Here is a 15,311-nt window from a genome sequence, read left to right as displayed (position 1 = left end):
ACCGCAGTCTGACGCTATGAGATCAATGCCTCGAGCCAATCGTCGTGGTGGTGGGTGGTGTAGGCGGCGGCTGGGCGCCAGAAGTTGGCGTGGCCTTCCTCGTAGAGTTTGGCCCAGGGTTGTTCGCCGGTTTGGTGGCCTCGGAGGAGGAGGTCGTACGAGCCGCGGGTGCGGGCGGCGATCTGGGCTGGGAAGGCGACGCGTTGGTCGCGGGTCAGGTCGTAGCCGTCGGCGAACGCGCGCAGGCGTGGGGCGTCCACGGTCACGTCGCCCCACGGTAGTAGCGGTACGAGGGTTTGGGCGGCGTACCCGAGGTCCCACAGGCGGGTGGACGGGCCGCAGTTGTCCCAGTCGATGAAGACCCAGCGGTCGCCGGTGCGGACCAGGTTCCACGGCGCGAGGTCGCCGTGCAGGATCAGGTCGCCGCCGGCCGGGTCGGGTACGGCGGGGTGCCACTCGGCGTCGGGTGGTGGCTCGAAGGTCTCCATCGCGTCGTGCAGTTCGCGGATCAGCCGGCCGATGCGGTGCAGTTCGTCAATGGTGAGCGGCGGCAACGTGTCCGCCAGCGTGCCGGGGATGTACTCGAGGACGTGCCGGCCCTGCTCATCGCGGCCGAGGGTCTGCGGCGAGGCCTCGAAATCCTTCAGGTGCTCGAGTACGGCCTCAACTCCGGCCGTGTGCGCCATCGCCGGTTTCCGTACCGTCGATCCGATCCGTACGACGACGTCCGCGACGTTGCCGCCGGTCAGCACCTCCTCGTCGTCCACGCGCGTCATCATCTCGTCCCGGACGCGGTGGACGACACGGATTTACGGTGGACCGTAGCCTCGGGCACCTTTACCGTGGTCCGGTGACAACGGTCAGGCAGTTTCAGGTCACGTTCGACTGCGCGGATCCGGAGCGCGTCGCCCGGTTCTGGTGCGAGGTCCTCGGGTACGTCGTACCGCCGCCGCCCGGTGGGTTCACGTCGTGGGAGGAGTACGAGCGCGCGCAGCCGGAGGAGGAACGCGGCAGCTGGTTCGCGTGCGTCGATCCGAACGGGATCGGTCCGCGGCTGTTCTTCCAGCGCGTACCCGAAGGCAAGGTGGTGAAGAACCGCGTGCACCTCGACGTCCGCGTCGGCACCGGCCTCACAGGTGCGGAACGTCTCGCCGCCCTGACCGCCGAACGCGACCGCCTGCTCCCGCTCGGCGCCGTCGAAGTACTCCTCCAGGAGGCCGACGAGGTCAACGAGTCCTGCATCTGGATGAACGATGTCGAAGGCAACGACTTCTGCCTGGACTAGACGGCGCACGGCGAGCCGGCCCACATCCTCGGCGAGGGTTCGCCGCGGGTTCCCGACGATCGCGGGCGGCGCGTGGCCGTGTACCGCTGCTCGTGCGGCGAGGCCGGCTGTGGGGTAATCGCGCCGCACATCGTCGCGTCCCCGGACGGTCGGCGGATCTCATGGGTCGACTTCCGCGACTACACCGGCGTTTTCACGCGCCCGCTCGAGCCGTGGTCGGCGGACTACGAAGGCCGGCCGTTCTCTCCGTCGACCAGCAGGCCAACTGCTGCTGCACCTCACCAGCTCCGAAGCGGACCCTTTGCGGGCGGCCGCCGACATGGCTCGTCAGCTTCGCGGCACGGCGCCAGCGGACTGGGGTCGTACGTTCGAACTTGTCATGAGACGTCGGGGCGGGTCATCAGCGGCGCCCGGACGTGCTTGAGCAAGTCAGGGCCGGTCAGTGGTATGACGTTCCAGGTCGCGGTGGCTGTTCCGCCGGTGATCGTGAGGCGGACCCGATGTGGAGTGGTGATGACGTAGACGTCCGCGACGTACGTATCGCCCTGCCACCCGCCCATCGCGACGATCGGCCGGCCGAGGGGTGAGCTCTCGCGCCATGCGCGGTGGCCGACGTCGACCGTCAGTGGTCCGAGTCGGAGCGTCCAGCCGCCATCGACGGCGTCGAGCGTGACCGTGGTTCCGCTGGGCAGCACCTCCGACGTGTCGTCGATCTTCGCCTCGGCGGAGCGTCCCGCCGTACCCTCGATCGTCGCGAGCGAGAGGTTCCGGAGCCGATCGGCAAGCGCGTCGTCGGCGCCTCCAGAGTCCAGCGCCGGCAACAGGCAGTCCCAGATCAGACCGGGCAGCACGGCTTCCGGTCCGATCGCGCCGGTGATCGCGACGACGAGCTCGTGCGACGGTACGACGACGCAGTACTGCCCGTACGAGCCGTGGCCGAAGTACCCGTGGCGCGAGATCCAGAACTGATAGCCGTACCCGGACTGGAAGTCCTGGTTCTCCGTCCAGTTCGGGAGCGGCAGCGTATCGACGTACTTCGTCGTCGCGAGCTCGACCCACTCGCGCGGTACGAGCTGCTGATCACCCCAGCGCCCGCCGCGCAGCAGCAGCTCGCCGAACGCGGCAATCGCCTCGGTCGTGAGATGCAACCCGTGGAACCCGAACGCGGCCCCGCTCGCCACCCGATCCCACTCGGCATCCTCGATCCCCATCGGCGTGAACAGCCGCTCGTCGAGGTACTCCGGCAAGTCCTGCCCGGTGACCCGCTCGACCATCCGCGCCAAGATGAAGGTGGTCGCGTTGTCGTACACGTGCCGCGTCCCCTCCGGGTGCACGAACGGCACCCGCAGGAACCCCTTCACGAGATCCGCCGGCTCCAACCGCCAGGCCTCCTCGAGACTGTCCTCCTCATGCCCGACGGTCATCGACAACAGGTGATGAACCGTGATCCGCCGTCCCTGCTCCGACACGTCCGCCGGCACGTGCTCCGGCAACACGTCGACCAGCCGATCCTCCAGCGACAAGAGCCCGTCGCCGATGGCAATCCCGACCGCGATCGAAGTGAACGACTTCGTCAACGAATACAGCAGATGCACACGCTCCGCCGAGTAAGGCGCCCACCACCCCTCAGCAGCAACCTTCCCGCGATGCACCACCATCAACGAATGACACTCAACCCCCTGCTCCCGCAGACGATCCAGCAACCCGTCAACGGCCCCCAACGCCCCACCCCGCGGCAACAATTCCACCCCCGCACGCTAACAAGAGCCGCACTGTCCCCGCCGCGCATTAATCTCGCCGGATGCTGATGACGCCGCGGCCGTTGGGGCCCGATGCTGCAGGGCGGTGGGTTCGGTGGTGGACGTCGGTGGAGTGGGAGCAGGGGGTGGATGAGTGGGTCGAGCGGCGGTTGGGTGAGGTGGGGCGGCGGGTTGTGGGGGCGGGGGTGACTTATCGGGCTCGGTTCTGGTCGGTGGTTCGGTGTTATCCGGTGGATGGCGGGTTGGTCTGGTTCAAGGAGAACAATCCGGGGCATCAGTTCGAGGCCGGGCTGGTGGCGGAGCTGGCTCGGTTGGTGCCGGATGACGTTGTGGTGCCGATCGCGGTTGATCGTCGGCGGGGCTGGTTGCTGACCGAGGACTGCGGTACGACGCTCTCGCACGCGGAGGTTGCGGATCAGGCGACGCGGCTCGTTGTCGTACGGGCGTTGGCGCGGTTGCAGTGTGCCGTACTCGGGAAGGTTGCGCCGGGCGTGATCGAGCTCGCGCCGGACACGGCCGGGGACCGGGTGCGTGAGGTGGTCCGCGAGTGGGCGGAGTTGCCGGCAGAGCATCCGTTGCGGATCGGGCCGGAGGTGGTGGCGAGGGCCGAGGTGGCGGCCGACGCGCTTGATCGGCGTACTGCGGATCGCAGCGGGACTGTTCCGCTCGACCTGGAGTTCAACGACGTCTACCCGGCGAACATCTTCGCCGATCGCTCAACCGGCGTACTCCGCCCGCGCTTCTTCGACTTCGGCAACACGCTCCGGGCGCACCCGTTCGTCACCCTGCACGGCTTCCTCGACTCGGTGGTGGACTGGACCCGCCGCCCGCTGTCCGACAACCACCGCGAGGAGCTGTACGCCGCCTACCTCGCACCGTGGAGCAACCACCTGGGCGCCGACCCCGCCGTACTCCGCCAAGACCTGTACGCCGCCGAACCGCTCGTCGACGTACACCGCCTCATCTCCTGGCGCCGCCTCATCCCGCACGCCGACCCGACCGAACTCCGAACCCGCGCCAACATCCCCCGCGGCTACCTGACAGCCGCCCTGCAAACACAAAAGCCCAGGTCAGCATCCTGACGTGGCGCGCTCGGCCGTCGTGATAGCAGGTGGGTCGTGCCGGTCAGCGGCGGACGCGGTAGCGGATATGGGTCGCCTCCGGGGTGTCGATCACGCGGATGATGTCCAGGGTGACGAGCGAGGGCAGTACGTCGAAGAGCCGGCGGCCGGCACCGAGCAGTACCGGGATGTGATGGATCTGGACCTCGTCGAGCACCCCTGCTTCGATGGCACGCTGCGCGACGTACCCGCCGCGCACCTGGACATCCCGGTCCCCGGCGGCGGCCTTCGCCTGTGCCATGGCGCTTTCGATTCCGTCGGTCACGTAGGTCACCAACGGGTAGTTCCACCGAGCGGCTGGGCCGGGCGGACGGTGACTGGGCACGAAGATCGGGGCCCCGTTGTGGTCCCCACCCCAGTGATCCATGAGCTCGGCAGTCCGCCGCCCCGCGAGGACGGCACCGGCGGCGTTCCACTCGGCCTCGAATTCTCCGGCCGGCCCGCCGGCAGCGAACCACTCGTGGAGCAGCTCGCCATTCTCCCCACCGAGGAAGTCGTCGGGATCAGCAATGTACCCGTCGAGTGACATCGACATGTCAAGGATGGATGTAGACACTTCAACCTCCTGCGCTCTCAAGCCCCTGGGCACCAGCCGGCGCCACCTGCCTGAACGTCGAGCGGCCGACACAAGATTCGACACAACTCCCAGGAATCTCCAGCTCCGGACATGCAAAAGCCCAGGTCAGCCGGGCTGATCCTGGGCTTTCACGAAGCGCGCTCGGAGGGATTCGAACCCCCAACCTTCTGATCCGTAGTCAGATGCTCTATCCGTTGAGCTACGAGCGCTGGACAACGTCGAGTAACGATACATGGAGGGGGCGGATGTTTGCCAATCGGGGTTGGGGAGGGGCGTTTACGATCCGCGGATGGGTATTGAGGACTTGCTCGGTGGGCGGGAGCTGGGGGATGTGAAGAAGGCGGTCGGGTTCGTGATGGAGAACTCGGACGACTTCCAGAAGGTGCTGAATCTGGTGCGCGGGTTGCCGGAGGACGCGGTCGGGTTCATCGGGAAGTTGCCGGAGCTGTTGAAGACGATCGGGTCCGGGCTCGCGGAGGCCGGGGAGCAGGCGGCGAAGGCGGCCGGGGCGCTCGTCGGTGAGGACGGTGAGGGTGGTGCGCGGAAGGCGCTGACCGGGAGTGCCGGGACGATGAACGCGGCCAAGGACCGGCTGCACGACGCGGCCGGGATGCTGGCGGGGCTCGCGGGTGAGCTGGACAAGATCCCCGGGATCGGCGACGCCGCGGCGAAGAGGCTGAACGACGGCAGCGGGCAGGTCGGCGCGGTCGCGTCCGAGATCGAGAGCCTGGCCGGCAACCTGCAGGACCTGTCCGGGATCCTCGCCACGGTCGGGGACGCGCTGAAGGGCCTCGGTGCCAAGCTCACCGAGTCCGGCGGTTCGGTCCAGACCCTGCTCAGCTGACACCTCCTGGGGTCTGGGAACAAGCCATTACCTGTTCCCAGACCCCAGCACATGTTCTCGGAACGGGAGTTGGGTGACGTTCGTCTAACGCGGGGTGGTCGAGCGGCGAGGGAGGACCTCCGCGTGGCTAGGGTCGCGGGCATGGCTAGTCGGCTGGTGCGGGGTACGGCGATCGGGTGCGGCGTGGCTGCGCTGGTGGGCGGCGGGGTCGGGTTCGCGGTCGGCGAGCCGGTGACCAAGGCCGACCTGGTGCCCGCGCGCGAACTGCCGGGTGATCTCTGCGCCCGGATCGGGGACGTGTCGAAGCTGTTGCCCAAGGCATCGGGTGGGCCGGTGACGATGACCCAGGGCGGTACGACGACGATCACCTGCCAGGCGGGCAGCTCGCGCGCGAAGGTCCGCGCGTACACATCTGCGAGCGTGAAGGTGACGGTCACGGCGTACGGCGGGCAGGACGCCGGCGCGGGCAACCCGCCGTTCACGCCGGAGCAGGTCGCGCACCGGACGTTCACCCGCTCCCCGGTCAAGGGGTACGACGAGGGCCGCCCGTACCCGACCAAGGTCGAACGGACCGAGGGCGGTCTGGCCGGCGAGTCGTGGAACGTACACGCGGTCGTCCAGCACGCCGACATCGTCGTACTGGTGGACTACACGGCCAACCCGATCGACGGGGACATCGCGCAGCAGGCGGCGCTCGCGCTGGCCGACCGCGCGATCTGGGAGAGCAAGTGAACAACGGCACGCCGGAGATCCCCGGCTACCAGCTGGACCAGCGGATTTTGCAGCACCCGCTCGCGGAGTTGTGGCACGGCCGGTCGTTCACCGGGATGGAGGTCGTCGCGCTGATCCTGAGCGATGACGGCGCCCGGAACCAGACCGTCGTCGACCGGCTCGCCGGCGCCAGCCGGGAGGCTGCGCTGAGCCCGGGCCGGCAGCAGACCCCGCTGTGGGCGGCCAACTTCAGCTCCGGACGCCCGTACGCGATCACCCAGCTGATCCCCGGCGAGACCGGCGCCGAACGGCTGATCGACCCGCTGGACGGCATCCTCGGCAACGACGAGGACTCGCTGCGCGCGGTCCGCGACCAGCTCAGCCGGTTCGGCGCTGTCGCGCCGACGCTTCCCGGAGCCGCGCCCCAGCCGGAGCAGAGCATCCCGTCGTACGTCGACCACCCGACCGCCCCGAACCCGACCCCGCCCCGGGGCACGAGGCCGCCGAGGAGCCGCTGTCCAAGCTCGAGATCGCGCGGCAGTACCGCCGCAAGATCGGCCCCTGGGCGTACGCCGTCGTCGCCGTCGTCGTGCTGATCGTCTTCACGATCGCGTACTCGGTCGGTACGGCGATCGGCGGCGCCGTGAAGGACCACCCGACCGAGGCCGCCGCGACCCCGGCTGTCAGCCCGGAGCCGTACCCGCCGACCGTACTGAGTCCGGCGATCGACCGCGTGACGACCGCGCCGTACAAGCGCCCGGACGGTTCGGCCGGTGTCTTCGGCGCGACCTACCCGGCCGGTGCCGACGTACAGGTGGTGGCGAACGCGGAGCTCCCGTTCGCGTTCGGCTGGCCGCGGCCGCCGCAGGTGAGCTTCCTCGGGGAGTCGTCGCAGCTGGTACTGCGCAAGGTCGTGACGTCGGCCGAGTACGCCCCGGACGGTGCGCGCAACTCGTTCAAGGCGCAGTTCGCGCTGCACCCGTGCGCGTCGTTGGCGAAGTGCCTGGCCGACCGGCCGGCGTTCGACCGGCAGTGGACGAAGATCTACCGAACGACCCCACCGGCGACCGCGAAGGACGCCCGTACCTGGTTGTCGCTCTCCAAGCCCTACACGATCACGATGACGCGCGCGTTCCAGAGCGGTGGCCAGTGGTGGCTGGTCGGCGTCATGGTCTACGGCCAGCCGATCGAGGCGCCGGACATCCAGCGGGTCGTGAACGACATCTGGCGGCAGACCAGCTGACGCACCGCAAAATCTCCTGGAACGGCCCGCGCTAACAGCGCGGGCCGTTCTCATTTTCACAAGCGGCACCGGAAAGCGATTGTCGCGAAAACTTTGTGACCGGGTTCACGTTCTAGGGGTTCTCAGACCCGGGCCGCGTCGCGTACCGTAGTACCACTTGCACACTGGTATGTATCCACTGGATCGACTGGTCTGCGACAGATCACACCGCCAGCCAGCTGCACGACCCGCCGGAGACCCCGGCGGCCGGACGCCGGACCCGCCCTTCAGCGTCGAGGGGCGCACGGTCGCCCGGGCCTCGGCAGCCGAGAGGGAATGAGCCGCGAATGACGACGATCGCCAATCCGACCCGTACCAAAGCCGACCACCGAGCCGACCTCAAGACCCCTCTCGAAGAGCTGAGCGACGCACCTACCAGGCACGCCGGGCTGCTGGCCTGGGTGGCCGAGGTCGCCGAGCTCACCCAGCCGGACCGGATCCACTGGGTGGACGGGTCGGACGCGGAATACGCGAAGCTCACCGACGAACTGATCGCGGCCGGCACCATGGTCCGGCTGAACGAGGAGAAGAAGCCGAACTCGTTCTGGGTCCGCACCGACCCGTCGGACGTGGCCCGCGTCGAACAGCGCACGTTCATCTGCTCGGTCGACGAGGTCGACGCCGGCCCGACCAACAACTGGGTCGACCCGGCCGAGATGAAGGCGACGCTGACCCAGCTGTACCGCGGCAGCATGAAGGGCCGGACGATGTACGTCGTCCCGTTCTGCATGGGCCCGCTGACGGCCGAGAAGCCGATGTTCGGCGTCGAGATCACCGACTCGGCGTACGTGGTCGCGTCGATGCGGATCATGTGCCGGACCGGCGCCGAGGTGCTGCGGAAGATGGGCGACGACGCGAAGTACGTGCCCTGTCTGCACTCGGTCGGCGCGCCGCTCGAGCCCGGCCAGCAGGACGTCCCGTGGCCGTGCAACGACGAGAAATACATCGTCCAGTTCCCCGAGGAGCGGGCGATCTGGTCCTACGGTTCGGGCTACGGCGGCAACTCCCTGCTCGGCAAGAAGTGCTACTCCTTGCGCATCGCGAGCGCGATCGCCCGAGACGAGGGCTGGCTCGCCGAGCACATGCTGATCCTCAAGCTGATCTCGCCGGAGAAGAAGGTCCACTACATCGCGGCCGCGTTCCCGAGCGCCTGCGGCAAGACCAACCTGGCGATGCTCGACCCGACGCTGGACGGCTGGGAGGTCGAGACGCTCGGCGACGACATCGCCTGGATGCGGTTCGGCAAGGACGGCCGGCTGTACGCCGTGAACCCCGAGTTCGGGCTGTTCGGCGTCGCCCCCGGCACCGGCTGGAAGACGAACCCGAACGCGATGCGCACGATCGAGAAGGGCAACTCGGTCTTCACCAACGTCGCGCTCACCGACGACGGCGATGTCTGGTGGGAGGGCTACTCGCCGGTGCCGCCGGACCACCTGACCGACTGGTTGGGCCGCGAGTGGACGCCGGACTCGGGCGAGCTGTCCAGCCACCCGAACAGCCGGTTCTGCACGCCGATCAAGCAGTGCCCGATCATCGCCGACGAGTACGACGACCCGAACGGCGTACCGATCTCCGCGATCATCTTCGGCGGCCGCCGCGCCACCACGGTCCCGCTGGTGACCGAGTCACGCGACTGGGCCCACGGTGTCTTCATGGGCGCCACGCTGTCGTCGGAGACCACCGCCGCCGCGGTCGGGCAGGTCGGCGTGGTCCGGCGCGACCCGATGGCGATGCTGCCGTTCCTCGGGTACGACGCGGGGCAGTACTTCGACCACTGGCTGACCGTCGGCAAGCAGCACGACGCGGCGCAGCTGCCGAAGATCTTCTACGTGAACTGGTTCCGCAAGGACGAGACGGGCAAGTTCGTCTGGCCGGGCTTCGGTGAGAACAGCCGCGTGCTGAAGTGGGTGATCGACCGGATCGAGGGTCAGGCCGACGCGGTCGAGACGCCGATCGGCCGGGTCCCGGCCGCGGGCGCGCTGGACGTGGCCGGTCTCGACCTGACCGATCACGACCTGGAGATCGCGTTGAACGTCGACGCCGACGAGTGGCGGGCCGAGCTGCCGCTGATCGAGGAATGGTTCGCCAAGCTCGGCGACACCGTCCCGGCGTCGCTGAAGATCGAGCTGGACAACCTGCGGGCCCGATTGGGCTGACCAGCGCCGGCCGCCGAGTCGGAAGCCGGCGGTCGGATCACAGCGCGGCGCCCTGGATCACCTCTCGGGGCGCCGTGCTGTGCTTTCGGTCAGCACCTGCCGCACCTCGGCATCGGTGACCTCCGAGAAGTCGCGGTACGCCTGGCCGACCGCGCTGAAGTAGTGCGGGAACCACACGCAGACCACCTGGTCCGCCGCCAACCTCCGGCAGCCTTCGGGGCCGCCCACGGGTACCGCGACGATCACCCGCGCCGGGCGTTGCCGGCGTACCGCCTCCACCGCGGCGCGCATCGTCGTACCGGTCGCGAGGCCGTCGTCGATCAGTACGACGACCCGGTCCCGTACGTCGATCGGCGGCCGGTCGCCCCGGTACGCCTGCTCGCGGCGGCGCAGCTCGCGCTCCTCGTACCGGCGTACCGCTTCCATCGCCTCCGCGGGGACGCTCGACGCGATCGGCTCGTTGCGAACCACGGACAGGTCGGTGCCGACGCCGGCGATCGCGCCCATCGCCAGTTCCGGCTGTTGTGGCAGGCCGAGTTTGCGGACGATCAGTACGTCGAGCTCCGCGTCGAGGGCGTCCGCGACCGGCGCCGCGACGGGTACGCCGCCACGCGCCAGCCCGAGTACCAGGACGGATCCGGGTACCGGGCCGAGCTCGTCGGCCACCGCACGACCCGCGGCCGCCCGATCCGGGTACGGCCTCCTCACGGTCTCATCATCCAACGTCCGCCCGCCGGGGCGAAGGGCTACCGGACCAGCACGCGTTCGGCGGGGACCCGGACGGTTCGCTCGGCACCGCCGGCTTCGATCCACTGCACCAGGGCGATCCATCCGTCCGCACAGTGCAGCCGTCCGATCAGCCAGGCCGGCATCCAGCCGTCGTCCAGCCGCACCAGCACGTGTGCGGGCAGTGCGAGGTTCAGGATGGTCCGGGGATCGAACCGGGCCTCCGGCGAGTCGAGCACAGTCATCGTCATCACCTCTCGTGATTCGATGCCCGCTCCTCACGGTGACCTCGCGCCCCGGGCGACTGTCAGTACCCAGGCAATGTTGCGGACACGGCACCGTGTCGTCACAAAGCCGACCCGATCCGTGGGCGGACGATAGGTTGGACCGATGAAAATCGGAGTGATGCTTCCGCTCGGCGCCGGCGACGGGCCGGGCGGTGGGACGCCGGGCTGGAAGGACGTCCGCGCGGTCGCCGAAGCAGCCGAACAAGGCGGCCTGGACTCGGTCTGGATCGCCGACCACTTCCTCTACCGCGACCCGGACGGCCAGATCTTCGGCATGCACGACAGCTGGACCCTGCTGTCCGCGGTTGCGGCCGTCACAGACCGGGTCGAACTCGGCAACATGGTCCTGTGCGCGTCGTTCCGCGACCCCGGCCTGACAGCCAAGATGGCCGCCACCCTCGACGAGGTCTCCGGCGGCCGCCTGACCCTCGGCGTCGGCGCCGGCTGGCACGACCCCGAGTACGAAACCTTCGGCCTCCCCACCGACCACCGGGTTGGCCGCTTCACCGAGTGGCTCGAGATCGTGGCCCGCCTGATCCAAGGCGAAACGGTGACCCACAACGGCACCTATTACTCAGTAAAGGACGCCACTCTCGACCCGAAACCCCCGCACCGAATCCCGATCCTGGTCGCCGGCCACCGCCCCCGCATGATGAAGCTCACCGCCCAATGGGCCGACGCCTGGAACACAGCCTGGTACGGCACCCCCAACCCCCAGGTCGAAGAACGCCTGGAAACCCTCCGCCAGGCCCTCAGCACCGCAAGCCGCCCACCGAACACCATGACCACAACCGTCGGCATCCTGGTCCGCGACCCCGACCAACCCTCAACAGACCCAAACCCCAACGCCATCCCAGTACAAGAGCTACCCGAAGCCATCACGGCATACGAGAAGCTAGGCGTAGACCACCTGATCATCTCCCCAGACCCGATGACTCCACGCACAGTAGAGCGAATCGCCAAAGCAAAGGGACACCTGCCCGGCTGACCCAGCCACGCACCGACCGGGGGTCCGGGGGGCGAAGCCCCTCCGGGCGGGGTCTGGGGGTTGCACCCCCAGAAAGCAGCCGGAGCTCTTTGCCTGCGCTTTCTGCAGGCAAAGAGCTCCCAGAGCGGAGGCGGCGGGATTTGAACCCGCGAGAGGGGATTACCCTCAACCCGCTTAGCAGGCGGGCGCCATCGACCGGACTAGGCGACGCCTCCTCCGACGGTCCCCACCAGCGGGACACGACGACGGCCAAGACTATCCGCTCGACCGGGCTGCGAGCAAAGCGGGGCAGCGGACACGCTAAGTTGCTGAGGAGGCACGTTGTGGTAGTAGCCCGCAGCACCTGTACGCTGACCGACATCGACGGGGGTCGCCAGCATCACGTCAACCAACTCGGTGTCGTGGGCGTCTGAAGTACCGTGGGCTGCCTGGCAGCAGCCGACGGATGGGTCGTGACGTCGTCGATCAGGGAACGGAGCCATGACGCGGAGTACTCGCGCAGCCGGTCGGAGGGCAGCACCACGTGCCTCTCGGTCCAGGGCCCGCTCGCACCGCGCCCGTACGGCGTCGAAGGCGATCGGCCTGACCCTGCTCAGTGCGCTGGTTCCGGGTTCGGGCCTGCTGATGGGCGGCCGGAAGAAGCTCGGCGCGTTCGTCCTGACGATCAGCATCGGCCTGTTGCTGCTCGCCGCCTTCGTCGGTCTGACGCAGCGCGACTCGGTGCTGGCGCTGGCGGTGTCGCCGCGGCAGTTGCTGCTCGCGACCTGCGCGGTCGTCGTACTGGGTGGCTGCTGGATCTGGGTCGTGGTGGCATCGCACAAGCTGCTCCGCCCGGTGAGCATGACGTACACCGGTCGGTTGGCCGGCTCGATGTTCGTCGGGTTGCTCTGTTTCGCGATCGCCGTACCGACGACCGTGGCGGCGCAGACTGTGATGGCGCAGCGCGACCTGGTCGGCAGCGTGTTCCAGTCCGAGGGCAACTCGAAGTCGGCGACCCGGCCGAAGGTCAACAAGTCGGACCCGTGGGCGAAGATCCCGCGGCTGAACCTGCTGCTGCTCGGCGCTGACGACGGCATCGGCCGGACCGGCGTCCGCACCGACACGGTGATCGTGGCGAGTATCGACACCAAGACCGGTAACACCGCGCTGATCTCGCTGAGCCGGAACTGGATGCGGATGCCGTTCCCGGAGAACTCTCCGCTGCACAAGGCGTACCCGGACGGCTTCTGGGATCCGAGCAAGGGCAACGTCGAGCAGCCGGAGTACTACCTCGACGCCATGTACGACAACATCCCGAAGCAGCACCCCGGGATCCTCGGCCAGACAGACAACGAGGGCGCCGACGCGGTGAAGCTGGCCGCGAGCGCGGCGCTCGGCCTGGACATCGACTACTACATGCAGGTCAACCTGGCCGGCTTCAAGCAGATCATCGACGCGCTCGGTGGCATCACCGTGAACGTCAACTACCGGGTGCCGATCGGCGGCGACTACGGCGAGGGTCCGGGGACGAACGGGCACAAGCTGCCGAGCGGCTACATCGAGCCCGGCCCGAACCAGAAGCTCGACGGGTATCACGCGCTCTGGTTCGCCCGCGGCCGGTACGGGCTGAGCGACCCGTCGCGGCAGGAGCGGCAGCGCTGCACGATCCACGCGCTGGTGAACAGCGCGAACCCGGCGACGCTGGTAACCAGCTACCAGCAGATCGCCAAGGCCGGTAAGGAACTGCTGCGCACCGACATCCCGCAGGAGCTGCTGGGGGCGTTCATCCAGCTCGCGCTGAAGGTGAAGAGCGCCAAGGTCACGAACATCGACCTGGACAAGAACAAGAACTTCCCCACCGGCAAGAACCCCGACTACGCGGCGATGCAGCAGATCATCCAGAAGGCGCTGAACCCGTCCGCGTCGACGGCGACGGCGAAGCCGACCAAGAAGCCGACGAGCAGCACCGGTACGACGAAGAAGCCGACGCCGGGCAAGACGACCGCCACTCCGGGCGCGGCGCAGAACCTGGCCGACGCGTGCGCCTACAACCCGAACGAGACCGGAACCGGAAACTGAGGACAACCTGAACCCTCCCCCGGGGGAGAATCGGACCGGAGTGAACATCGGTCACACCTGGGGGTGACGTGAGGCGTTCGTTGGCGGTTCTGGTCGGGGTATCGCTGTTCGCCGTTGCGGGGTGCAGCAGTAGTAAGCCGGAAAGTGGCGACAGGCCGCCGGCTACGCCTACTCCTTCCGCGCCTTCGTCCGTGCCGCCGGTGCCGACGCCGACTCCGGTCGGGTTGTCGGTGCCGATGTACCAGCGCGCGCTGACCAACGTCGAGAAGGTCCTGAAGCCGAGCGTCGCCCGGGTGATGAATGCCGGCACGGTCGCCGCGTTCGACGCGGGCCGCCAGCAGCTGGCCGCCGCGGTCGTCATCGTGCGGAGCGAGCTCGCCAAGATCACGCCGCCGAGCGGCCTCGTGACCGCACATCCCGCCGTACTCGATGCCTTCGACGCGTACGCCGGGAACGTGGCCACCGAGCTGACCAAGGCCGGGGACACCCGGACGAGCTGTGGATTCCCGAAGTCGCCCGAGTTACGGCTGTACGAGGCGAAGACCGGGATCCGGACCGCGTACGCCGAGCTCGCGCAGAGCGTACAGACGTCGATCGGCAAGGGCGTGAAGTTCGGCGCGCTGTCGGTACCGGCGAAGCCCGCGACTCCGGCGGTGGTCGGCGGCCGCGGCGAGAACGGCGACGTGTTCCAGCGGTCCGGGTCCCGAGGTCCGGGGTCGCTCAAGATCGTCAACTCCGGTAACGACGTGGTGGTCGTCGTCACCACCAGCAGCCCGAAGAAACCGCAGGCCTCGATCTACGTACGGGCCAACAAGACCGCGACGCTGAACGGTGTCCGCAGCCAGGACTACTGGGTCTACTTCAAATCGGGGACGAACTGGGACGCGAAGAACCACCGGTTCACCGAGAACTGCGCGTATCAGAAGTTCGACGACATCTTCGACGGCTCGTACGCGTGGACCGTCACCCTGACCAAGTCCCCGCTCGGCAACGCCCCGTCGTCCGAGACCGAAGCCTTCTGAGCCGCGCGTTCGAGGCGGATGAGATCCTGTGGCGATGCGGACGACGTACCGGATGCGGGCGGGACGATTCCTCGGGATCCTGGCTGCCGGGCTGATCATTCTCGGGGTGGCTGCCCTGCTCTGGGCATTCGGGCTGCCGTCCGTCGCGGTGTCGGTGGTCGTCACGCTCGGCGGGCTGGTCACGCTCGCCGGGCTCTGGATCCTGGCCCGGCCGCCGAAGGTCGCGCAGCTGCGGGACAAGGAGATCGAGGTCCGTGGCGTACGGACGGCCTGGACCGACATCACCGAGGCCGGCCGGGTGGCAACCACGCACGGTGAGGCGATCGTGCTGCGAACCAAGCAGCCCGACCAGCCGATCCTGCTGCCGGTCTCGTGGCTGGTGCCGAAACAGGTCCCGACGCTGGAGACCGTACTGCGGGACAAGCTGAACGCGGCGCACGGGTACACGATCTGGGACGGGACTGCCCCGGAGGACACCGACAGCGCAGAATGAT

Annotated in this window: 16 protein-coding genes and 2 tRNA genes; 11 read left to right on the top strand and 7 right to left on the bottom strand. The window is 68.5% G+C overall.

From position 1 onward, the window contains the following. Positions 1-14: 14 nt before the first annotated feature. Positions 15-767, bottom strand: a complete 753-nt coding sequence (locus tag FB475_RS16955; protein WP_202878353.1) for a phosphotransferase enzyme family protein — start codon at positions 765-767, stop codon at positions 15-17. An 83-nt stretch (positions 768-850) separates the two neighbouring features. Between FB475_RS16955 and FB475_RS16950 the strand changes: the two genes are divergently transcribed. Further along, positions 851-1,285, top strand: coding sequence for a VOC family protein (locus tag FB475_RS16950; protein ID WP_141857111.1), 435 nt, complete (start codon positions 851-853; stop codon positions 1,283-1,285). Positions 1,286-1,662: 377 nt separating this feature from the next. Here the strand turns inward: FB475_RS16950 and FB475_RS16945 are convergent, their stop codons facing one another. Beyond that, positions 1,663-3,033, bottom strand: coding sequence for a serine hydrolase domain-containing protein (locus tag FB475_RS16945; protein ID WP_272952069.1), 1,371 nt, complete (start codon positions 3,031-3,033; stop codon positions 1,663-1,665). A gap of 242 nt (positions 3,034-3,275) precedes the next feature. On the opposite strand from FB475_RS16945, the gene FB475_RS16940 reads away from it, so the two are divergent. Further along, positions 3,276-4,127 (top strand): hypothetical protein, encoded by an 852-nt coding sequence (locus FB475_RS16940; RefSeq protein ID WP_141857107.1) that lies wholly within the window; start codon positions 3,276-3,278, stop codon positions 4,125-4,127. Positions 4,128-4,170: 43 nt separating this feature from the next. Here the strand turns inward: FB475_RS16940 and FB475_RS16935 are convergent, their stop codons facing one another. Then, positions 4,171-4,722 carry a dihydrofolate reductase family protein gene (locus tag FB475_RS16935; protein WP_141857105.1) on the bottom strand — a complete coding sequence of 184 codons (552 nt, stop codon included), beginning with the start codon at positions 4,720-4,722 and terminating at the stop codon, positions 4,171-4,173. Between the two features lie 157 nt (positions 4,723-4,879). Beyond that, a tRNA-Arg gene (locus tag FB475_RS16930) sits at positions 4,880-4,952 on the bottom strand. Positions 4,953-5,032: 80 nt separating this feature from the next. On the opposite strand from FB475_RS16930, the gene FB475_RS16925 reads away from it, so the two are divergent. The 5 genes from FB475_RS16925 (at position 5,033) to FB475_RS16905 (ending at position 9,736) form a co-directional block, all read left to right on the top strand. Next, entirely contained in the window at positions 5,033-5,587 is a 555-nt protein-coding gene (locus FB475_RS16925) for a hypothetical protein (protein WP_141857104.1), read from the top strand. Positions 5,588-5,728: 141 nt separating this feature from the next. After that, entirely contained in the window at positions 5,729-6,319 is a 591-nt protein-coding gene (locus FB475_RS16920; protein ID WP_141857102.1) for a hypothetical protein, read from the top strand. Further along, positions 6,316-6,894, top strand: a complete 579-nt coding sequence (locus FB475_RS16915; RefSeq protein ID WP_141857100.1) for a hypothetical protein — start codon at positions 6,316-6,318, stop codon at positions 6,892-6,894. The genes FB475_RS16920 and FB475_RS16915 overlap by 4 nt, the downstream gene beginning before the upstream one ends. Then, positions 6,888-7,541, top strand: a complete 654-nt coding sequence (locus FB475_RS16910) for a hypothetical protein (RefSeq protein ID WP_141857098.1) — start codon at positions 6,888-6,890, stop codon at positions 7,539-7,541. The genes FB475_RS16915 and FB475_RS16910 overlap by 7 nt, the downstream gene beginning before the upstream one ends. A gap of 326 nt (positions 7,542-7,867) precedes the next feature. Beyond that, positions 7,868-9,736, top strand: a complete 1,869-nt coding sequence (locus tag FB475_RS16905; protein ID WP_141857096.1) for a phosphoenolpyruvate carboxykinase (GTP) — start codon at positions 7,868-7,870, stop codon at positions 9,734-9,736. A gap of 57 nt (positions 9,737-9,793) precedes the next feature. On the opposite strand, the gene FB475_RS16900 is transcribed toward FB475_RS16905, so the two are convergent. After that, positions 9,794-10,444, bottom strand: a complete 651-nt coding sequence (locus FB475_RS16900; protein WP_238332189.1) for a phosphoribosyltransferase — start codon at positions 10,442-10,444, stop codon at positions 9,794-9,796. A gap of 38 nt (positions 10,445-10,482) precedes the next feature. Further along, complete coding sequence (locus tag FB475_RS16895; protein WP_141857092.1) at positions 10,483-10,707, bottom strand: hypothetical protein; 225 nt, start codon at positions 10,705-10,707, stop codon at positions 10,483-10,485. 145 nt (positions 10,708-10,852) lie between these two features. Here FB475_RS16895 and FB475_RS16890 point away from each other — a divergent pair, with 145 nt between their 5' ends. Beyond that, complete coding sequence (locus FB475_RS16890; RefSeq protein WP_141857090.1) at positions 10,853-11,737, top strand: LLM class flavin-dependent oxidoreductase; 885 nt, start codon at positions 10,853-10,855, stop codon at positions 11,735-11,737. Positions 11,738-11,862: 125 nt separating this feature from the next. On the opposite strand, the gene FB475_RS16885 is transcribed toward FB475_RS16890, so the two are convergent. Further along, positions 11,863-11,952 (bottom strand) — tRNA-Ser (locus tag FB475_RS16885). A gap of 265 nt (positions 11,953-12,217) precedes the next feature. Here FB475_RS16885 and FB475_RS16880 point away from each other — a divergent pair. The 3 genes from FB475_RS16880 to FB475_RS16870 all read left to right on the top strand — a co-directional run bounded on the left by FB475_RS16880 (position 12,218) and on the right by FB475_RS16870 (position 15,310). Then, positions 12,218-13,795 carry an LCP family protein gene (locus tag FB475_RS16880; protein WP_141857088.1) on the top strand — a complete coding sequence of 526 codons (1,578 nt, stop codon included), beginning with the start codon at positions 12,218-12,220 and terminating at the stop codon, positions 13,793-13,795. A 200-nt stretch (positions 13,796-13,995) separates the two neighbouring features. Further along, on the top strand, positions 13,996-14,817 hold the full coding sequence (locus FB475_RS16875; protein ID WP_141857086.1) for a hypothetical protein: 822 nt from the start codon (positions 13,996-13,998) through the stop codon (positions 14,815-14,817). A gap of 34 nt (positions 14,818-14,851) precedes the next feature. Then, entirely contained in the window at positions 14,852-15,310 is a 459-nt protein-coding gene (locus FB475_RS16870) for an intracellular growth attenuator family protein (protein ID WP_141857084.1), read from the top strand. Position 15,311: the final 1 nt, after the last annotated feature.

Source organism: Kribbella jejuensis (assembly GCF_006715085.1).
Lineage (GTDB): Bacteria > Actinomycetota > Actinomycetes > Propionibacteriales > Kribbellaceae > Kribbella > Kribbella jejuensis.
The sequence above is the reverse complement of the archived record's forward strand: the minus strand, read 5'-3'. Positions and strand labels throughout refer to the sequence as shown.